The organism is Caulobacter mirabilis (assembly GCF_002749615.1).
Lineage (GTDB): Bacteria > Pseudomonadota > Alphaproteobacteria > Caulobacterales > Caulobacteraceae > Caulobacter > Caulobacter mirabilis.
The window spans coordinates 161,714-180,308 of record NZ_CP024201.1; the positions used below are offsets into that span (position 1 = coordinate 161,714).

17 protein-coding genes are annotated in these 18,595 nt (G+C 69.3%); 7 read left to right on the forward strand and 10 right to left on the reverse strand.

The window, feature by feature from the left end:
- Window positions 1-26: 26 nt before the first annotated feature.
- The 3 genes from CSW64_RS00855 to CSW64_RS00865 form a co-directional block, all read right to left on the reverse strand.
- Window positions 27-653 (reverse strand): malonic semialdehyde reductase, encoded by a 627-nt coding sequence (locus CSW64_RS00855; RefSeq protein WP_099620313.1) that lies wholly within the window; start codon window positions 651-653, stop codon window positions 27-29.
- Window positions 654-740: 87 nt separating this feature from the next.
- The gene (locus CSW64_RS00860) at window positions 741-1,361 is read right to left on the reverse strand and encodes a hypothetical protein (RefSeq protein WP_099620314.1); all 621 of its coding nucleotides are present in this window, start codon (window positions 1,359-1,361) and stop codon (window positions 741-743) included.
- A gap of 92 nt (window positions 1,362-1,453) precedes the next feature.
- Window positions 1,454-2,020 carry a NifU family protein gene (locus CSW64_RS00865; protein ID WP_099620315.1) on the reverse strand — a complete coding sequence of 189 codons (567 nt, stop codon included), beginning with the start codon at window positions 2,018-2,020 and terminating at the stop codon, window positions 1,454-1,456.
- 155 nt (window positions 2,021-2,175) lie between these two features.
- Here CSW64_RS00865 and CSW64_RS00870 point away from each other — a divergent pair, with 155 nt between their 5' ends.
- The 3 genes from CSW64_RS00870 (at window position 2,176) to CSW64_RS00880 (ending at window position 5,861) form a co-directional block, all read left to right on the forward strand.
- Window positions 2,176-2,481, forward strand: a complete 306-nt coding sequence (locus CSW64_RS00870) for a hypothetical protein (protein ID WP_099620316.1) — start codon at window positions 2,176-2,178, stop codon at window positions 2,479-2,481.
- A 117-nt stretch (window positions 2,482-2,598) separates the two neighbouring features.
- Window positions 2,599-4,446, forward strand: a complete 1,848-nt coding sequence (locus tag CSW64_RS00875; RefSeq protein ID WP_150131298.1) for a methyl-accepting chemotaxis protein — start codon at window positions 2,599-2,601, stop codon at window positions 4,444-4,446.
- A gap of 131 nt (window positions 4,447-4,577) precedes the next feature.
- Window positions 4,578-5,861, forward strand: coding sequence for a cytochrome P450 (locus CSW64_RS00880; protein WP_099620318.1), 1,284 nt, complete (start codon window positions 4,578-4,580; stop codon window positions 5,859-5,861).
- Between the two features lie 12 nt (window positions 5,862-5,873).
- Here the strand turns inward: CSW64_RS00880 and CSW64_RS00885 are convergent, their stop codons facing one another.
- Complete coding sequence (locus tag CSW64_RS00885) at window positions 5,874-6,770, reverse strand: dienelactone hydrolase family protein (RefSeq protein WP_099620319.1); 897 nt, start codon at window positions 6,768-6,770, stop codon at window positions 5,874-5,876.
- Between the two features lie 34 nt (window positions 6,771-6,804).
- Window positions 6,805-7,440 (reverse strand): alpha-ketoglutarate-dependent dioxygenase AlkB, encoded by a 636-nt coding sequence (locus CSW64_RS00890; protein ID WP_099620320.1) that lies wholly within the window; start codon window positions 7,438-7,440, stop codon window positions 6,805-6,807.
- 327 nt (window positions 7,441-7,767) lie between these two features.
- Here CSW64_RS00890 and dnaK point away from each other — a divergent pair, with 327 nt between their 5' ends.
- Genes dnaK through dnaJ form a run of 3 tightly spaced genes read left to right on the forward strand, consistent with a single transcriptional unit; the run spans window position 7,768 to window position 11,019 of the window.
- Window positions 7,768-9,681: a molecular chaperone DnaK gene (dnaK, locus tag CSW64_RS00895; protein ID WP_099620321.1), complete on the forward strand. Its 1,914-nt coding sequence runs from the start codon at window positions 7,768-7,770 to the stop codon at window positions 9,679-9,681.
- An 8-nt stretch (window positions 9,682-9,689) separates the two neighbouring features.
- Entirely contained in the window at window positions 9,690-9,869 is a 180-nt protein-coding gene (locus CSW64_RS00900) for a hypothetical protein (RefSeq protein ID WP_099620322.1), read from the forward strand.
- On the forward strand, window positions 9,862-11,019 hold the full coding sequence (gene dnaJ / locus CSW64_RS00905; protein ID WP_099620323.1) for a molecular chaperone DnaJ: 1,158 nt from the start codon (window positions 9,862-9,864) through the stop codon (window positions 11,017-11,019). The genes CSW64_RS00900 and dnaJ overlap by 8 nt, the downstream gene beginning before the upstream one ends.
- Before the next feature lie 180 nt (window positions 11,020-11,199).
- Here dnaJ and CSW64_RS21885 read toward each other — a convergent pair whose 3' ends face one another.
- Window positions 11,200-11,337, reverse strand: coding sequence for a hypothetical protein (locus CSW64_RS21885; protein WP_172448410.1), 138 nt, complete (start codon window positions 11,335-11,337; stop codon window positions 11,200-11,202).
- Window positions 11,338-11,441: 104 nt separating this feature from the next.
- Here CSW64_RS21885 and mutS point away from each other — a divergent pair, with 104 nt between their 5' ends.
- Window positions 11,442-14,132: a DNA mismatch repair protein MutS gene (gene mutS, locus CSW64_RS00910; RefSeq protein WP_099620324.1), complete on the forward strand. Its 2,691-nt coding sequence runs from the start codon at window positions 11,442-11,444 to the stop codon at window positions 14,130-14,132.
- Here the strand turns inward: mutS and CSW64_RS00915 are convergent.
- From CSW64_RS00915 to murJ, 4 genes are all read right to left on the reverse strand, one after another.
- Window positions 14,129-14,986: an aminoglycoside phosphotransferase family protein gene (locus CSW64_RS00915; RefSeq protein ID WP_099620325.1), complete on the reverse strand. Its 858-nt coding sequence runs from the start codon at window positions 14,984-14,986 to the stop codon at window positions 14,129-14,131. The genes mutS and CSW64_RS00915 overlap by 4 nt on opposite strands.
- A 166-nt stretch (window positions 14,987-15,152) precedes the next feature.
- Window positions 15,153-15,626 (reverse strand): universal stress protein, encoded by a 474-nt coding sequence (locus CSW64_RS00920; RefSeq protein ID WP_099620326.1) that lies wholly within the window; start codon window positions 15,624-15,626, stop codon window positions 15,153-15,155.
- A 148-nt stretch (window positions 15,627-15,774) separates the two neighbouring features.
- Entirely contained in the window at window positions 15,775-16,806 is a 1,032-nt protein-coding gene (gene trpS, locus CSW64_RS00925) for a tryptophan--tRNA ligase (protein ID WP_099620327.1), read from the reverse strand.
- 157 nt (window positions 16,807-16,963) lie between these two features.
- Complete coding sequence (murJ, locus tag CSW64_RS00930) at window positions 16,964-18,583, reverse strand: murein biosynthesis integral membrane protein MurJ (protein WP_245863793.1); 1,620 nt, start codon at window positions 18,581-18,583, stop codon at window positions 16,964-16,966.
- Between the last annotated feature and the right edge of the window lie 12 nt (window positions 18,584-18,595).

Genomic DNA, 18,595 nt, shown 5'->3' on the forward strand with positions numbered 1-18,595 from the left:
GGACCGTTCCTAGAGCATGCCGGCGCTTACGCGAAGCGGGCGGCGTCCTCGAAATCCAGGCGCGGGCTGCGCGGGAACAGGTTCTCGCCGCTGCCGTAGCCCAGCGAGACGATGAAGTTGGACTTCACGTTCCGGCCCGGGAAGAAGGCCTCGTCGACGGCGGCGTTGTCGAAGCCCGACATCGGGCCGGTGTCCAGGCCGAGCGCGCGGGCCGCCAGGATGAAGTAGCCGCCCTGAAGCGAGCTGTTGCGGAAGGCCAGCTCCTGCGCCGCCGGGGTGCCGCGCATGCCTTCGAGCATGGTCGGGGCGTGCGGGAAGAGCTTGGCGTTGTGATCCATGAAGTCGAGGTCGTAGCCGATGATCACGGTGGCGGGGGCGGCGAGGATCTTGGCCTTGTTGTTGCCCGAGGCGAGTTCGGCCAGCTTGGCCTTGCCCTCGTCGCTGGTCACGAAGACGAAGCGCGCGGGGGTGGCGTTGACGGCCGTCGGGCCGAACTTGGTCAGGTCATAGAGCTCGCGCAGCAGCGCCTCGGGGATCGGGCGATCCGACCATCCGTTGTGGGTGCGGGCTTCGCGGAACAGCAGGTCGCGGCCGGCGTCGCTAAGGACGGCGACGGGGGCGGGCGACGGTTCAATAGCCAGGGCGGCGGACATCGTGTCCCTCCATCAGCAACAATTACGGTTGCCGATATGGGCGCCGCGAAATCGGCTACAAGAGGTGTTGCTGAAAAAGATCGTGGGTCAGCGAACCTTGCGGCCGTCGTTGTAGACCGGCGCCAGCGAGGCGTCGGGCAGAGCCTCGCCTGGGGCCAGCCAGCGGATCGCCACGATTTTCGCCGAGGGGCCCTTGCCCTTGAAGACATAGGTCGTGTTGGGATCGTCGGCGCGGCGGCACAGCGTGCGGGTCATGTAGTTCTGGCCCTTGCCGGCTTCGCACTGGGCGTCGGTGAAGCTGGTTTCCGAACGCAGGGCGCCGATCTTCTCGCCGCCGGGGCCGACCACCGGGCCGCCCAGGACGTTGATCAGGCCCACGCGGTTGAGCATGTTCTTCTCGACCACGTCGACGATCAGGCCGTTCTCGCCGGACAGCGAAAGCACCGCGACCATGTTGTCGGGCGTGACGAGGAAGGTGGTTTCCGCGCGGGCGCCGGGGAAGGCCTTCTCCAGCGCGCCCATGTCGAAGCGGGTCTGGTCGGTGACGGCGCCGACGCCGGTCTTGGTCGCCTGGAACGGCCCGGCCGCGGTCAGCGCCGGAGCCGCGGGGGCGGCGGGTTTGGGCGCGGGGGCCGAAGCGGGTTCGGAAGCTTCGCCACAAGCGGCCAGGGCGACCGCGGCGGCGGCCAGGACGAACGGCATCTTCATGTGGGCTTCCCGCACCGGACACAAACCGAGTTGCCAGGGGAGTAGCCGCGAACGCCGTTCCGGGCGAGCGTTTTCCGCCCGCCGTTGTTGTTTCAGAGCGTCTGCTCGACCCGCGTCACTTCCGGGACGTAGTGTTTAAGCATGTTCTCGACGCCGGCCTTCAGCGTGGCCGACGACGACGGGCAGCCCGAGCAGGCGCCGCGCATGTGCAGGTAGACCACGCCGGTGTCCGCCTCGAAGCGCGAGAAGACGATGTCGCCGCCGTCCTGGGCCACGGCCGGACGGATGCGGGTGTCGAGCAGGTCCTTGATCTCCTCGACGATCTGGGCGGTCTCGCCTTCGTAGGCCACATCGTCGTGGCCTTGGGCCGCGCCATCGGTCACGATCGGCGCGCCGGAAGTGAAATGGTCCATGACCGCGGCCAGGATCGGCGCCTTCAGATGCGCCCAGTCGGTCCCTTCCGCCTTGGTCACGGTCAGGAAGTCCGGCCCGAAGAACACCCGCGTCACGTCGCCCAGGTCGAACAGCGCCCGCGCCAGCGGCGAGGCGTTCGCCTCCTCGTCGTCGCGGAACTCGCGCGCGCCTTCGGTCAGGACCTCGCGGCCGGGCAGGAACTTCAGAACCTCGGGGTTCGGCGTGGCTTCGGTCTGGATGAACATGACCCCTCCTAGATGAGCCCCCGCGGGCGCTCCGGCAAGGTCCGGCATGAAATCCGTCGCCCGGCGAACAAAGTTATTCCCTGTAAGGGCGAGCTTAACTTCCCCGTCCCTAGAGGTTGTTCCCGTAGTTCATTGCTCAGAAGGGGCGTTCTAGGATGAAATATCCCGCTTACCTCGCCGCCGGCCTGCTGGCCGCGCTGTCCCTGGCCGGTCCGGCCGCCGCCAACAATCTCCAGGCCAAGATGGAATCGTGCCTCTCCAAGCACGCCAACACTCGTCAGGCCGCCACCATCACGCTCGAATGCAACGCCGCCGACGGCAAGCTGAGCGCCTGCAAGGTCATCTCCAGCCAGGCGCCGTCGCCCGGCTTCGAGAAGGCCGCCATGTGCGTCGCCGAGATCCTGCCGATGGGCGGCAAGTCCGGCGTCATCCGCGTCCCGGTGCGTTTCCCGGGCGAATAATCGCCATGCCGCCGGGGCGTCCCAGCCAGGCGCCGCCGGCGGCGTTAACCTCAAGCTTACGGACGGTCCGAATGGTGGCCGTCCAGTGTTTTCAGTATCGGGCCGGGGGAAAGTCAGATGCGTATGCCTAGGTTGAACGACGCGCCATTGGCCGTGAAGGTCGGCCTGGCGCCGCTGATCGGCGTGATCGCGCTGGCGCTGGTCGCCGGCGGGTCCTGGTGGATGAACCACAGCCAGCGGACCGTCCTGACGCACGTCGTCGAACGCGACGTTCCCGAAGCCCTGAAGCTGGCGTCGATCTCCCAGCGGATTACCGCCGCCCACGGCGAACTCTACCGACTGACCACGGGCAAGCTCGCCGAGATCGAGCCCGACAAGATTCCGGAGCGCGCCTCCAAGCTCTCCGCCGAGATCACCGACATCCGCAAGGACGTCGACGCCGCCGCCAAGGCCGCCGTCGACCCGGCGAACAAGAAGCAGCTGCAGGCCCTGTCGCAGGAGCTGAGCTCCTACCAGGACGCCGTCGAGCTGGTGACCGGCATGCTCGACGCCGACGCCACCACGGCGGCGCAGTTCACGGTGCCGTTCGAGGAAGCCTACGTCCAGATGAACGCGGTCCTCGCCAAGGCTGTGGACTCCAGCCGCGCCGCCTCGGTCGCGCGGGCGCAGAAGTCGGTGGCCGACGCCGAGACCATCGGCGCGATCGCGACGGCGCTGGTCGTCCTGGCGCTGCTGACGGTGGCTTCGGTGGCCGTCTTCCTGGTGCTGGCCATCCGCAAGGGCGTCATCCAGATCGCTGGCGCCACCGAGCGGCTCGCGGGCGGCGACAACCAGGTGAGCCTGGACGGCCTGAAACGCGCCGACGAACTGGGCGCCATCGTCAAGTCGCTGGTGGTCTTCCGCGACAACCAGCTGCGGCTGGCCGAACTCCACGAGAACGAACAGGCGGCCGCGTCCGACCGTGAGGCGGCCCGCGCCGAGCAGGAGCGGGCCCGCGCCGCCAGCGCCCAGGAGCAGGCCGAGGTCGTCGATGGCCTGGCCGAGGGCCTGCGTCGCCTGACCGGCGGCGACCTGACCTACCGCCTCGACCGTCCGTTCGCGCCGGCCTACGAGACGCTGCGCGCAGACTTCAACGCCACCGTCGTCCAGCTCTCCGAGATCATGGGCGTCATCGCCACCCGGGCGAACGGCATCGAGATGGCGTCCGGCGAAAGCAGCGCCGCCGCCGACGACCTGTCGCGCCGCACCGAAACCCAGGCCGCGAACCTGCAGGAGACGGCGACCACCCTCAACGAGATCACCGACGCCGTGTCGCGCACCGCCGAGGGCGCCGTCGAGGCCGACCGCATGGTCGCCGAGACCGGCGAGACGGCCCGGGAATCCGGCGACGTCGTCCGCCGCGCGGTGGCCGCCATGGCCCAGATCGAAGCCTCGTCCAAGCAGATCGGCCAGATCACCGGCGTCATCGACGAGATCGCCTTCCAGACCAACCTGCTGGCGCTGAACGCCGGCGTGGAAGCGGCCCGGGCCGGCGACGCCGGCAAGGGCTTCGCGGTCGTCGCCCAGGAAGTGCGGGCCCTGGCCCAGCGCTCGGCCGAGGCGGCCAAGGAGATCAAGGCGCTGATCGCCTCCTCCAGCGGCCAGATCGACACCGGCGCCGGACTGGTCGGCGAGGCCGGCCAGGCGCTGGAGCGGATCGTCACCCGGGTGGCGGACGTCACCCGCCTGATCTCGCAGATCAGCGGCTCGGTGCGCGAGCAGTCGAACGGCCTCAAGGAGGTCAACATCGCGGTCAACCGGATGGACCAGATCACCCAGCAGAACGCCGCCATGGTGGAGCAGTCCACCGCCGCCTCGCACGCGATGCGCCAGGAGGCCGAGCAGCTCGGCGTGATGGTTCGCCAGTTCAAGGTCGCCGACCAGGTCATCCATCGCGCGCCGGCGGACAGCCGCTACGCCGCCTAGGAGAGTCCGGACGGGCTGCAACCGGGACGCCCCGGAGGTTCAGCCTCCGGGGCGTTTTCGCGTCTTCTTGTCGTGACACCGGCGTCATTTTCTGGCGTCATGTGAACAATGACAAGATAAGGGAGATCGCCATGGCCGACGGCGCATTCGAACTGGGCCGAGCCCAGAGGGACAAGGAAGCCCGCGAACGGGCATACTCCATTCCGCTCTCGCAGATTCATGTCGCCGACCCGGAGCTGTGGATCACCGACACCCACTGGCCTTACTTCGAGCGCTTGCGGAAGGAAGACCCCGTCCACTGGTGCGAGGTCGACGAAGAGATGGGCGGCTACTGGTCCGTCACCAAGTTCAACGACATCATGGAAGTCGACACCAACCATCAGGTGTTTTCGTCCGACGCCTTCAAGGGCGGCATCACGCTGCGGAACTTCGACGAGGACTTCGTCCTGCCGATGTTCATCGCCATGGACCCGCCCAAGCACGACGTGCAACGCAAGACGGTGTCGCCCATCGTCAGCCCGGCCAGCCTGATGCAGCTGGAGCCGATCATCCGCGAGCGCGCCGCCGGCCTGCTCGACAGCCTGCCGGTCGGCGAGACCTTCAACTGGGTCGACAAGATTTCGATCGAGCTGACCACCCAGATGCTGGCGACGCTGTTCGACTTCCCCTGGGAGGACCGCCGCAAGCTGACCCGCTGGTCGGACGTGGCCACCGCCATCCCCGGCAACGGGATCATCGAGACCGAGGAGCAGCGTCGCGAGGAGCTGTTCGAATGCGTCGACTACTTCACCCGGCTGTGGAACGAGCGGGTGAATTCCGAGCCCAAGCACGACCTGATCTCGATGCTGGCCCATGGCGAATCCACGCGGAACATGGACCGCATGGAGTACCTCGGGAACCTGATCCTGCTGATCGTCGGCGGCAATGACACCACCCGCAACTCGCTCAGCGGCGGCCTGCTGTTCCTGAACCAGAACCCCAAGGAATACGACAAGCTTCGGGCCGACCCCTCGCTGATCCCGTCGATGGTGTCGGAGATCATCCGCTACCAGACGCCGCTGGCCTACATGCGCCGGACCGCGCTCGAGGACTATGTCCTGAACGGCAAGACCATCAGGAAGGGCGAGAAGGTCGCCATGTGGTACGTCTCGGGAAACCGCGACGACGAGGTCATCGACCGCCCGAACGAATTCATCATCGACCGCGAGCGGCCGCGCCACCACATGTCGTTCGGCTTCGGCATCCACCGCTGCGTGGGCAACCGACTGGCCGAGATGCAGCTGCGGGTGGTCTGGGAAGAGATCCTCAAGCGCTATCCGGTGATCGACGTCGTCGGCGAGCCCCGGCGGGTCTACTCCAGCTTCGTGAAGGGCTACGAGGAGCTGCCGGTCCGGATCCCCGCGCGGGTCGGCTGACGGGAGGGCGACTCACCAGCGGCGCGGGCCCACGCCGGTCCGCTGGAAATGCTCCAGCATGCGGGTCCAGGCGTCCTGAGCGGCGGCCGCGTCGTAGCTGGCGCGGTAGTCGGCGTGGAAGCCGTGCTGCGATTGCGGATAGACGATGATGTCGCTGTCGCTCTTGCGGTACTCGCGCAGCTTGTTGCGCATGGTCTCGACGTCGGTGAGCGGGATGCCCTGGTCCTGGCCGGCGTAGAGGCCCAGGACCGGCGCCTTGAGGTAGCCCGCCTCCTCGACCGGCCAGCGGCGGTCGGCCTCAGACAGGAACTGGCCGTCCGCCGGCCGCGCCAGGCGGCCGTACCAGGCGACGCCGGACCGGAAGTCCCGGAAGCGCGAGCAGGCCAGCCAGACCACCGCGCCGCCCCAGCAGAAGCCGGTGATCGCCGTGCGGCCGCGGTAGGCGAACGGCTGGGCGCCGAGCCAGCTGATCGTGGCCTGGATGTCGCCCATCGTCTCCTGTTCGGTCGCGGCCGAGACGATGTCGCGGATCTTGTTGAAATCGGTCAGCGGGGCGGGGTCGCCGTGACGGACGAAGAAGTCCGGCGCGATCGCCACATAGCCGAGCCGGGCCAGCCGCCGGCAGGTGTCGCGGATATACTCGTGGACGCCGAACACCTCCGACACCACCAGCACCACCGGGAAGCGTCCCCGCGCGTCCGGACGGGCGACGTAGGCCGGGATCGCGCGGTCGACCGTCGGGATCATCGCCGTCTCGGTGATCAGCCCGTCCGCCGGGGTCGTGATCGGCTGGGCGTCGGCCGAGACCGCGGCGGCGGCGTAGCCGGCGAAGAACAGGCCGCCCAGCATCCGCCGGGACAGGTTCAGGTCGCCGGGTTCGTTGCCCTCCGGCCGGGTGAGCTTCAACATGGCGGTTTCCTCGGGTGAGCCGTTTTGACGCACCCTAATCCGCAGTCGGAGCTCCAGCCAAGGGCGGGGCCGGCCGCGCCCGTCGGAGGGTCAGGTTGATCCGGCCGCCGCCCGGGACCAGCCGCGACGATCCGGGCAGGATGCGGTCGACGCCATGGTAGGCCAGTCGCGCCGGGCCGGCGAGCCGGCAGACGTCTCCCGAGGCCAGCCGCACGGACCGCGTGGGGTCGTTCCGCTGCAGCCCGCCGATCCGGAACACCGCTGTGTCGCCCAGCGAGATCGACAGCACCGGAAAGGCGTAGTCCGCCTCGTCCTCGTCGCGATGCAGGCTCATCCGCGCGCCCTCGCGGTAGCGGTTGACCAGGCAGGCGTCGGCGGGAACCCGCGCGTCGCCGAACTCGGCCCACAGCGTCTGCAGGATCGCCGGCATCTCCGGCCAGGGCGCGCCGGTCAGCGGGTGGAGCGGCTCGTAGCGATAGCCGCGGCCGTCGGTGACCCAGGACAGCGGTCCGAGGCCCGTCATCTCCACGCTCATGGGCTTGCCGCCGGGCGTGACCTGACGGTGGAACGGCGCGGCGTGGGCCGCCTCCAGCACCGCGTTCAGCAAATCCGCCTGGGCCTTGGCGTCCAGACGGCCGGGCGACAGGGTGAATCCGGGAACGACTTCCATGATCGTCAATCTACCAGTCAATCGGGAGCGGGACAGGGTTTGCACGCAACCCGTTTTGGGGAGCGCCGTCGCCCGCGGCGTCGAATCCTGCGTTCGGCGATCCCGAGGCGGCCCGGTCCGGCGTGAAAGCCCTCCGCCCCTTAGGGGTTTTGCTCTTGCAGCAGGGGGGCTGCTTCCCATATGGCGGACTTGATGACGGTTTCCGGCGAGCGGAGACCGCGACCCACTCCCAAAGGATCTCACGGGGACGGAAGAGAAGAACCGGGGCGCTTCTAGAAGGCCCTTGTCACCACCGTCCGCCGGCTAAGGAGCGAGAAAGACCCCAAGATGAGCAAGATCATCGGCATCGACCTCGGCACGACCAATTCTTGCGTCGCCATCATGGACGGCAAGAACCCGAAGGTGATCGAGAACGCCGAAGGCGCGCGCACGACCCCGTCGGTCGTGGCCTTCCTGGACGACGGCGAGAAGCTGGTCGGCCAGCCCGCGAAGCGCCAGGCGGTGACGAATCCCGCCAACACCCTGTTCGCCATCAAGCGCCTGATCGGCCGCTCCTACACCGACGAGGTGGTGGCGAAGGACAAGGACATGGTGCCCTACGACATCGTGAAGGGCCCGAACGGCGACGCCTGGGTGCGCGCCCACGGCAAGGACTACAGCCCGCAGGAAGTGTCGGCCTTCATCCTGATGAAGCTCAAGGAAGACGCCGAGCGTCACCTGGGCGAGAAGGTCGAGAAGGCCGTCATCACGGTTCCGGCCTACTTCAACGACGCCCAGCGTCAGGCGACCAAGGACGCCGGCAAGATCGCCGGCCTGGAAGTCCTGCGCATCATCAACGAGCCGACCGCGGCGGCCCTGGCTTACGGCCTGGACAAGAACGACGGCAAGAAGATCGCCGTCTACGACCTCGGCGGCGGCACCTTCGACGTCTCGATCCTGGAGATCGGCGACGGCGTGTTCGAGGTGAAGGCCACGAACGGCGACACCTTCCTCGGCGGCGAGGACTTCGACCTTCGCGTGGTCGACTACCTGGCCGATGAGTTCAAGAAGGAAACCGGCACCGACCTGCGCAACGACAAGCTCGCCCTTCAGCGCCTGAAGGAAGAGGCCGAAAAGGCCAAGAAGGAGCTGTCGACCACCGCCCAGTACGAAGTGAACCTGCCGTTCATCAGCATGAACGCGTCGGGCCCGCTGCACCTGAACATCAAGCTGTCGCGCGCCAAGCTGGAGGCCCTGGTCGAGGACCTGATCGCCAAGACGATCGGCCCGTGCGAGCAGGCGCTGAAGGACGCCGGCCTGAAGAAGACCGACATCGACGAGGTGATCCTGGTCGGCGGCATGACCCGCATGCCCAAGGTCGTGGACGCGGTGAAGGAGTTCTTCGGCCGTGAGCCGCACAAGGGCGTGAACCCGGACGAGGTCGTGGCGCTGGGCGCCGCCGTCCAGGCCGGCGTGCTGCAGGGCGACGTCAAGGACGTGCTGCTGCTGGACGTCACCCCGCTGACGCTCGGCATCGAGACCCTGGGCGGCGTGTTCACGCCGCTGATCGAGCGCAACACCACCATCCCGACCAAGAAGAGCCAGACCTTCTCGACCGCCGACGACAACCAGTCGGCCGTGACGATCCGGGTCTTCCAGGGCGAGCGTCCGATGGCCGCCGACAACAAGATGCTGGGCCAGTTCGACCTGGTCGGCATTCCGCCGGCGCCGCGCGGCGTGCCGCAGATCGAGGTCATCTTCGACATCGACGCCAACGGCATCGTGCATGTGACGGCCAAGGACAAGGCGACCAACAAGGAACAGTCGATCCGCATCCAGGCCAACGGCGGCCTCAGCGACGCGGACATCGACAAGATGGTCAAGGAAGCCGAGTCGAACCGCGCTGAGGATGAGAAGCGCAAGGCCGGCGTCGAGGCCCGCAACCAGGCCGACGGCGTCATCCACTCGACCGAGAAGGCCCTGGCCGAGCACGGCGACAAGGTCTCGGCTGAAGAAAAGGGCGCCATCGAGACGGCGCTGGCGGACCTGAAGGGTTCGCTCGACGGCGGCGACGCCGAGGCGATCGCCAACAAGACCCAGACCCTGGTCCAGGCTTCGATGAAGCTGGGCGAGGCCATGTACAAGGCCCAGCAGGGCGGCGAGGCCGGCGACGGCGCCGCCCAGCAGCAGCCTCAGGACGACGGCGTCGTGGACGCCGAGTTCGAGGAAGTCAGCGACGACGACGCCAAGAAGTCGTCCTGATCCCCGCGATGGCGACGACCGGCCTCCTTCAGGTGAAGCACCGACCCGAGGCCGGCGTCGCCGCTCTTTCCGTCATGGCGGACGTCCCGCTTCCTGCTGCTTCCGGCTCGGCGCCGGACTTGCAGGCCCGCGGGCGTCACACCACCTCAACCAACATGCGGTTTTTGCTGATCCCGGCCGATGCGTGACTATTACGACATTCTGGGCGTCGAGAAGGGTTGCGACGACGCAGCCCTGAAGAGCGCCTTCCGCAAGAAGGCGATGGAGCACCATCCCGACCGCAACGGCGGCTGCGGCGACGCCGAGGGGCGCTTCAAGGAGGTCAACGAGGCCTATTCGGTCCTCTCCGATCCGCAGAAGCGCGCGGCCTACGACCGCTTCGGCCACGCCGGCGTCAACGGCATGAACGGCGGCGGCCCCGGCGCGGGCTTCACCGACGTCCATGACATCTTCAACGAGGTCTTCGGCGACGCGTTCGGCGAGATGTTCGGCGGCGGCCGCCGCCGCCAGAACAGCGGCCCGGCCCGCGGCGCGGACCTGCGCTACGACCTGGAGATCTCCCTGGAGCAGGCCTATGCCGGCGCCGAGGTCGAGATCACCGTCCCGGCCTCGATCACCTGCGAGCCCTGCGAGGGCTCCGGCGCCAAGCCCGGCACCACGCCGACCGTCTGCGGAACCTGCGGCGGCGCCGGCCGGGTCCGCGCGGCCCAGGGCTTCTTCGCCATCGAACGCACCTGCTCGCGCTGCGGCGGAGCGGGCAAGCTGATCCTCGACCCGTGCGCCAGCTGCCACGGCCATGGCCAGATCCGGAAGGACCGCATCCTGTCGGTCCGCATCCCGGCCGGCGTGGACGACGGCGCCCGCATCCGCCTGGCGGGCGAGGGCGACGCCGGACAGCGCGGCGGTCCGCGCGGCGATCTCTACATCTTCCTGTCCGTGGCCCCGCACGACCTGTTCGAGCGCGACGGCCTGGACCTGCTGTGCACCGTGCCGGTGCCGATGTCGGTCGCGGCCCTGGGCGGCGAGATCGAGGCGCCGTGCCTGCGGGGCGGCGACAACTGCGACGGCGAATGCCGGATCAAGGTGACGATCCCCGAGGGCGCCCAGACCGGCAAGACCATCCGCCTGAAGGGGCGCGGCATGCCGTCCCTGCGCTCGCGCGAGCGCGGCGACCTGATCGTCGAGGTGTTCGTCGAGACCCCGACCCGGCTGAACGCCCGCCAGAAGGAGCTGATGCGCGAGCTGGCCGAACTGTGCGGCGATCAGCAGCATCCGCAGGCCAGCGGCTTCATGGGCAAGGCGCGCCGGTTCTGGGACGACGTGACGGGACAGGTCTAGCGTCGTATCGACATTCGAGCGGTGTGGCCTGTTTTCCTCCGAGTGTTCCCGCGAAGGCGGGAACCCAAGCTGAGATTCCGGTCGGCCATCGGCGGTGAAGCGGCATGGTCGGCTTGGGCCCCCGCTTTCGCGAGGGCGTTCGGGTAAATTTCCGCACGCTTCCACGAATGTTGATCGGCCCTAGCGCCGGCGGCGTCTCCACCACAGCCACGCCCCGATAGCCGTGAGGATGACGGCCGCGAGGATCGCGACGTGGAACGCCCACTCCACGTCCAGATACACCGTGATCGGCTGAAGCTTGCCGTGGGGTCCGGACATTCGGCCCCCCTTGGTCGTCCGGCATGCTGACCGGCGTTCCGGTTCGCGGCAATGGCGCTCGAAACCCTTAACGACCCCCGCGAACGCCGCTAGGTTCGGCGACGATGAACGCCCACGCCTCCCCCTCCGCGGCCCAGCTCGATCCGACCGGCGCGACGCCGGTCATGCAGCAGTATTTCGACGCCAAGTCGCGCCAGCCGGACGCGCTGGTGTTCTTCCGCATGGGCGACTTCTACGAGCTGTTCTTCGACGACGCGATCCGCGCGGCGGCGGCGCTGGGCATCTCGCAGACCCATCGCGGCACCCACAACGGTCAGCCGATCCCGATGGCCGGCGTGCCGGTGCACGCGGCGGAGGCCTATCTGGCCAAGCTGATCCGCGCCGGCTTCAAGGTCGCCGTCTGCGAGCAGATCGAGAGCCCCGCCGAGGCCAAGAAGCGCGGCTCCAAGTCGATCGTGGCGCGGGACATCGTCCGCGTCGTCACGCCCGGCACCCTGACCGAGGAAGGCCTGCTCGACGCCCGCGGCGCGAACCGGCTGGCGGCCGTCGCCCTGCGCGCGGGCCAGGCGGCGGTGGCCAGCGTCGAGCTCAGCACCGGCGAGGTCGAGAGCCTGCTGGTCGCGCCGTCCAGCCTGGGCGCGGCCCTGGCGGCGCTGCAGCCGTCGGAGGTCCTGGTTCCCGACCGGCTGTTCGCCGACGAGACGGTGAACCTGGCCCTCAAGACCGCCGGCGGACTGGTCCAGCCGATGGCCCAGGCCCTGGCCGAGCCCTCGGCCTCCGAAGCCCGCCTGAAGCGGCTCTATGGCGTCGAGACCCTGGACGGGTTCGGCGGCCTGGCGGGCGCCGAGATCTCAGCCCTGGGTCTGATCGCCGCCCACTTGGAGACCACCCAGGCCGGCAAGCTGCCGGTGCTGTCGCCGCCGCGCCGGGCGGGCGAGGCCGACGTGATGGCCATCGATCCGGCCACCCGCGCCAGCCTGGAGATCGAGCGGACGCTGTCGGGCCAGCGCGACGGGTCGCTGCTGGGCTGCATCGACCGCTGTGTGACCGCGCCCGGTTCGCGGATGCTGGCCGCCCGCCTGGCGCGACCGCTGCTGGACCCCGCCGCCATCGATCAGCGGCTGGACGCCGTGCAGTGGATGCTCGACCGCCGCCGTCTGCGCGAGCGGCTGCGGGACAGCCTGCGCAAGTCCGGCGACCTGGCGCGGGCCCTGTCGCGCCTGGCCCTGGGGCGCGGCGGTCCGCGCGATCTGGGCACGCTCCGCGACGGACTGCGCACCGGCGAGGCCCTGTCGGCCCTGGTGGTCGAGGAGGGCGCCCAGTTGGCCCCGCCGCCGGGCGAGATCGAACAGGCGCTCGGCGCCGCCAACCCCTCGCTCTCGGTCGAGCTGTCAGGCCTGCTGGCTGAACTCGAGATGGGCCTGGGCGCCGATCTGCCCAACCAGCCCCGTGACGGCGGCTATGTCGCGCCCGGCGTGCGGCCCGAACTCGACCAGGCCCGGGCCCTGCGGGACGACAGCCGCCGGGTGATCGTCGAGCTGGAGAGCCGGCTGGTCGCCGAGAGCGGCGTGCCGCTGAAGATCAAGCACAACGCGGTGCTCGGCTATTTCGTCGAGACCACGGCGGGCAAGGCCGATCCGCTGTTCCAGCCGCCGCTGAACGCGACCTTCATCCATCGCCAGACCCTGGCCAATCAGGTGCGGTTCACCACCGTCGAACTGGCCGACCTGGATGCTCGGATCGCCCAGGCGGGCGAGCGGGCCCTGGCGATCGAGATGGCGACCTTCGAGGCTTGGCGCGAGGCCGCCTGCGCCCTGGCCGCCCCGATCCAGGCCGCCGCCCGCGGCCTGGCCACGCTCGACGTCGACAGCGCCCTGGCTGAATGGGCCGAGGACCAGAGCGCGGTGCGTCCGAGCGTCGACCGGTCCTTCTGTTTCGAGGCCGTCGGCGCCCGTCACCCGGTGGTCGAGGCGGCGGTGAAGCGCGCCGGCGATCCCTTCACGCCCAACGACTGCGCCCTGGACGGCGCGGCCGAGGGCTACGCCCGCCTGTCGATCGTCACCGGACCGAACATGGCCGGTAAGTCGACCTTCCTGCGCCAGAACGCGATCCTGGCCGTGATGGCCCAGGCCGGATGCTTCGTGCCCGCCCGCTCGCTGCGGCTCGGCGTGGTCGACCGTCTGTTCAGCCGCGTCGGCGCCGGCGACGACCTGGCGCGCGGCCGCTCGACCTTCATGGCCGAGATGGTCGAGACCGCCGCCATCCTGACCCAGGCGACGCCGCGCAGCTTCGTGATCCTGGACGAGATCGGCCGCGGCACGGCCACCTGGGACGGCCTGGCCATCGCCTGGGCCTGCGCCGAGGCCTTGCACGGCGTGAACCGTAGCCGCGCGCTGTTCGCGACCCACTACCACGAGCTGGCCACGCTGGAGGAACGCCTGCCGGGCGTCTCCAACCTGTCCCTGCGGGCCAAGGAATGGAACGGCGACCTGGTCTTCCTGCATGAGGCGGGCCCCGGACCGGCCGACCGCAGCTACGGCGTCCAGGTGGCCAAGCTGGCGGGCGTGCCGCCGGCCGTCGTCGCCCGCGCTCGCCAGGTGCTCGAGCGATTGGAGAGCGAGGCGGAGTCGCCCGCCAGGCTCGAAGGCTTGCCTCTGTTCGCGTCCGCCGCTCCGGCTCCGACCGGCCGTTCCGGCCCGAGTCCGGTCGAGGAAGCCCTGAAGGGCATGGAGCCCGATGGCATGAGCCCCCGCGAGGCCATGGAGGCGCTCTACCGGCTGAAGGGGTTGCTCTAGGCTTTGCCCAGCGCTTTCCTGGCCAGCCGCATGACCGACAGGTCCAGGTTCAGCTGCTCGGGATCACTGTCCTCGCCGTCGCCGTAGATCCAGGCGGCGGACAGGGCCGCGTAGGCGAAGATCCACTTCAGGAGCCGCTCGCGATCCAGGCCGGCGGCTTCGGTCACCACCTCCAGCCGACGCTCGAACACGCCGGGCGCCAGGGCGGTCTCCGGCGTCGGGTCACGGAACAGGTTGGCGTAGTCGAAGGTCCGCTCGCCCCACAGGCCCTTGGGGTCAATGGCCAACCAGCCGCGCTCCTCGAAGTCGAGCAGGTTCTCGTGGTGCATGTCGCCGTGCAGGACGGCCTCGTCGCGCGCCGTGGAGAGCAGCTCCAGCGCCGTGTCCGCCGCCTCGGCCAGCAGGCCGCCGCGCGCCTGCGCCATCGGCGGCAGCTCGCGGAACCAGGCAGCCAGCGGGACGACGGACTTGGGCGGCGCACGATGGTCGCCATGACCGTGCAGCTTGGCCAGTCCGGCGCAGAGGATGCGGGTCGCTTCGTCGTCCTGCTCGCTGGCGGCCATGTCGGCGAGCGATCGCGGACCGGTGGCCCGCTCCATCAGCAGCGCGCCTTCGGGGCCGTGGGCCAGGACAGCGGCCGCGCCATCGCCTTCCCACCAGACCATGACGGCCGCCCCCCGCTTTTCCTCGATCTCGTGGGGCAGCTTGATCATGGCCGGCGCGCCGCCTTCCGTCCGCACCGGCAGCAGCAGGCTGCTGTGCGTCACGATCGGCGCGCCGTCCTGGCTCAGGCGCCAGTCGCGCAGATAGGGTGGGAACTGCGGGTCGAGGGCGGAGGGGGCGGCGTCCTTCATGCCTGGCTAGTTAGGCAGGGCGTCACCTGTTCGCCAGGCTCGGCCGTCAATCTCCGCCCGTCCCGGCGAAGGCCGGGATCCAGCTTCAAGCTCAGCACCGAGCGATCTTGCGTCGAGACGCAGCTCTACGACCTGGGTCCCGGCCTTCGCCGGGACACACGGCGGGCTAGGCGAGGTCGGCGATCTCTTCGTCGGTCAGGTCGCCGGGCACCACGGTGACGGGCAGCTTGCGGGCGCCCCAGTTCACGCCGTCCTTGGCGATCGAGGAGACCAGCGGCCCGGGTCCCTTGCCCCCGGCGGAGGCGGCCAGGACCAGGATCTTGATGTTGGGGTCGTTGGCCACCACCGAGCGGATCGCCGACTTGGTGTTCTCGGCGTGTTTGATCAGGAACTCCGGCGGTTGGCCGGTCTCCTGCATCACCTGTTCGGCGAGCTTCTGCAGCAGGGCTTCGGCCTCGGCGCGTTCCTGGCGCTCCATCTCCTCGCGCACGCCCGACCAGTGCTCGAACACGGCCGGTTCGATCACCCGCAGCAAGGCGACGTGCCCGCCGGTCGATCGGGCGCGACGACAGGCATAGCGCAGGGCCGCCTGGAACTCGGCGCTATCGTCGGCGATGACGAGGAACTTGCGAACGCTCATGACGGGGAGCCTACACCTCTCCCATGGGGAGAGGGAGGGGCCCATGCGCAGCATGGGAGGGTGAGGGGGTAGGGCGTTCCTAATCCCTCATCCTCCCACGGCTCCTACGGAGCGCGGGCCCCTCCTTCTCCCTCCGGGAGAAGGAGAGTTAGAGCGGCAGGAAGCCGACCAGCTTCTTCACCTCGGCCACCGTCTGGTCGCCGATTTCGCGGGCCCGCTCGGCGCCGGCCTTGAGGACGCGGTCGACCTCGGCCGGATCGTTCATCAGGCGGCGCATCTCGGCCGTGATCGGCGCCATCTTCTCGACCGCCAGCTCGGCCAGCGCCGGCTTGAAGGCGCCGAAGCCCTGGCCGCCGAACTGGGCGATCACGTCCGCCTTCGAGATGTCCGCCAGGGCGGCGTAGATGGCCACCAGGTTGGACGCCTCGGCGCGGCCCTGCAGGCCTTCTTCCGTTTCCGGCAGCGGCTCGGGATCGGTGCGCGACTTGCGGATCTTGCTGGCGATCGCGTCGGCGTCGTCGAGCAGGTTGATCCGGGACTGGTCCGACGGGTCCGACTTGCTCATCTTCGCCGAGCCGTCGCGCAGGCTCATCACCCGCGTGGCCGGCCCCTCGATGACCGGTTCGGTCAGGGGGAAGAAGCCCGGCGCATCGTAGTCGTTGTTGAACTTCTGGGCGATGTCGCGGGTCAGTTCGAGGTGCTGCTTCTGGTCCTCGCCCACCGGCACGTGGGTGGCCTTGTACAGCAGGATGTCGGCCGCCTGGAGCACCGGATAGGTGTAGAGGCCCACCGAGCTGCGCTCCTTGTGCTTGCCGCTCTTTTCCTTGAACTGGGTCATCCGGTCGAGCCAGCCGAGCCGGGCGACGCAGTTGAAGATCCAGGCCAGTTCGGCGTGCGCGGGCACGGCCGACTGCGGGAAGATGGTCGCCTTGGCCGGATCCAGGCCCGAGGCCAGGTAGGCGGCGGCGATCTCTCGCGTCTGGGCGGCCAGGACCTTCGGATCCTGCCACACCGTGATCGCATGCATGTCGGCGACGAAGATGAACGGCTTCTGGTCCTGGACGGCGGCGAACCGCTTCAGGGCGCCCAGGTAGTTGCCCAGGTGCAGGGCGCCGGAGGCCTGGATGCCGGAGAGCACGCGGACGGGACCGGCGTATGGGACGGGAGCTTGATCGGTCATGGATCGGTCTTCTTTGGGTACAGGTCTGTCAGGCGCGCGGACACGGCCCGCGCGAGGGTCGGCGAGGAAGCGTCAGACGCTGCGCCATCGGCGCGGGGTATGAGCCGCGAAGACCATGCAGGCTCGATACGGCGCCGCGCCGATCAGGGCAAGCCGTCTACAGGGTGTCGGGCGTGGGGGCGTCGCTGGTCCCGGCGCGCCGGCGCAGAGCGGCTTTCGCCTCCGCGACCGTTACGCCTCCCGAGAGGAACAGCAGCGCCGGGTACAGCGCGGCGCCGACCAGGCAGACCGCCAGGATGGTGATCTCCTTGGGGCCCAGGCCGGCGAAGCGGAACCCGGCGAGCGGCGCCTCGAGCATCGGACGCAGCCACTGGGCGCCGAAAAGCAGGAGGCCCAGCAGCAGGCTGGCGATCAGGACCCGAACCAGCTTGCCCCAGGCCGCCTTGGACGGGCTGTAGTCGCCGCGCCGGTGCAGGGTCCAGGCCATCTGGCCGACATTGACCCACGAGGCGAAGGCGGTCGCCGCCGCGATGCCCTCGAAACCGATGACCTGGAACAGCGCCACGCCCAGCACGATGTTGATGGTCATCGAGACGATGGCGAAGCGCATCGGCGCCTTGGTGTCCGAGCGGGCGAAGAAGACCGGCGACAGCACCCGGGCCAGCACGAAGGCCGGCGTGCCCCAGCCGTAGTGGAACAGGGCCTTGGCGGTTTCCGTGGCGTCATAGGCTGTAAACTCGCCGCGCTGGAACAGGCCGTCGATCAGGTAGTGGGGGATGGCCAGCAGGGCGGCGGCCGCCGGCAGGGTCAGGGCCATGGCGAAGACGATCGCCTGGTCAGTGGTCTTCTGGGCGTCTTCCTTGTCGTCCAGGCCGATCGCCCGCGACAGGGCCGGCAGCAGGGCGACGCCGATGGCCACCCCGACCAGGCCGAGCGGCAGCTGGTAGAAGCGGTCGGCGACCGACAGCCAGGTCCGGGCGCCGTTCACCTGGCTGGCGATGATGCCCGAGACGAAGATGTTGATCTGGGTGACGCTGGCGGCGATCGCGCCGGGGATAGCGGTGGCGATCAGGGCCTTGATCTCGGGCGTGAGCCTCGGGACCGTCGGTCGGATCTTCGCGCCGGCCTTGCGCACGCCCCACCACAGCAGGGCGGCCTGGGCGATGCCGGCGCCGAAGATGCCCCAGGTGGCGGCGTAGGCCGAGCCGACGGCGTCGCGCGGGACGATCACGGCGATCAGGATGCCGGCGTTCAGGATGGTCGGCGCGGCGGCCGACAGAGCGAACCGTCCCTTGGCGTTCAGCACCCCCGACAGCAGCGCCACGATGGCCATGCAGGGCAGGTAGGGCATGCTGATCTGGGTCAGGACCACGGCCAGCTTGTATTTCTCGGTCGCGTAGCCGAAGCCCGGATTGATCGCCAGCATCAGCCACGGCATCGCCAGCTGGGCCACGACGGTCAGCACCAGGGTCGCGGCGGCGAGGGTGGCCAGGGCGTCGGTGGCCAGGTTGTCGGCGGCGTCCTGGCCTTCCTTGGCCAGCACCTTGGAATAGGCGGGCACGAAGGCGGCGGTGAAGGCGCCCTCGGCGAAGATGCGCCGGAACAGGTTCGGGAACGATTGGGCGGTGTTGAAGGCGTCGGCGGCCGGGGTCGCGCTGGCGCCCAGGCGCGCGGTGATGAACAGGTCGCGGGCCAAGCCCATCACGCGGCTGACCAGGGTCAGGCCGGAGAACACCATCGAGGAGCGGATCAGGCCGCCCTTGGGCTTGTCGGACATGCGGGGGGCGGC

Excerpts from the sequence above, each read along its gene's own strand:
- CSW64_RS00855 (WP_099620313.1), bottom strand. The coding sequence starts at position 653 with ATGTCCGCCGCCCTGGCTATTGAACCGTCGCCCGCCCCCGTCGCCGTC.
- CSW64_RS00860 (WP_099620314.1), bottom strand. The coding sequence starts at position 1,361 with ATGAAGATGCCGTTCGTCCTGGCCGCCGCCGCGGTCGCCCTGGCCGCT.
- CSW64_RS00865 (WP_099620315.1), bottom strand. The coding sequence starts at position 2,020 with ATGTTCATCCAGACCGAAGCCACGCCGAACCCCGAGGTTCTGAAGTTC.
- CSW64_RS00870 (WP_099620316.1), top strand. The coding sequence starts at position 2,176 with ATGAAATATCCCGCTTACCTCGCCGCCGGCCTGCTGGCCGCGCTGTCC.
- CSW64_RS00875 (WP_150131298.1), top strand. The coding sequence starts at position 2,599 with ATGCGTATGCCTAGGTTGAACGACGCGCCATTGGCCGTGAAGGTCGGC.
- CSW64_RS00880 (WP_099620318.1), top strand. The coding sequence starts at position 4,578 with ATGGCCGACGGCGCATTCGAACTGGGCCGAGCCCAGAGGGACAAGGAA.
- CSW64_RS00885 (WP_099620319.1), bottom strand. The coding sequence starts at position 6,770 with ATGTTGAAGCTCACCCGGCCGGAGGGCAACGAACCCGGCGACCTGAAC.
- CSW64_RS00890 (WP_099620320.1), bottom strand. The coding sequence starts at position 7,440 with ATGGAAGTCGTTCCCGGATTCACCCTGTCGCCCGGCCGTCTGGACGCC.
- dnaK (WP_099620321.1), top strand. The coding sequence starts at position 7,768 with ATGAGCAAGATCATCGGCATCGACCTCGGCACGACCAATTCTTGCGTC.
- CSW64_RS00900 (WP_099620322.1), top strand. The coding sequence starts at position 9,690 with ATGGCGACGACCGGCCTCCTTCAGGTGAAGCACCGACCCGAGGCCGGC.
- dnaJ (WP_099620323.1), top strand. The coding sequence starts at position 9,862 with ATGCGTGACTATTACGACATTCTGGGCGTCGAGAAGGGTTGCGACGAC.
- CSW64_RS21885 (WP_172448410.1), bottom strand. The coding sequence starts at position 11,337 with ATGTCCGGACCCCACGGCAAGCTTCAGCCGATCACGGTGTATCTGGAC.
- mutS (WP_099620324.1), top strand. The coding sequence starts at position 11,442 with ATGAACGCCCACGCCTCCCCCTCCGCGGCCCAGCTCGATCCGACCGGC.
- CSW64_RS00915 (WP_099620325.1), bottom strand. The coding sequence starts at position 14,986 with ATGAAGGACGCCGCCCCCTCCGCCCTCGACCCGCAGTTCCCACCCTAT.
- CSW64_RS00920 (WP_099620326.1), bottom strand. The coding sequence starts at position 15,626 with ATGAGCGTTCGCAAGTTCCTCGTCATCGCCGACGATAGCGCCGAGTTC.
- trpS (WP_099620327.1), bottom strand. The coding sequence starts at position 16,806 with ATGACCGATCAAGCTCCCGTCCCATACGCCGGTCCCGTCCGCGTGCTC.
- murJ (WP_245863793.1), bottom strand. The coding sequence starts at position 18,583 with ATGTCCGACAAGCCCAAGGGCGGCCTGATCCGCTCCTCGATGGTGTTC.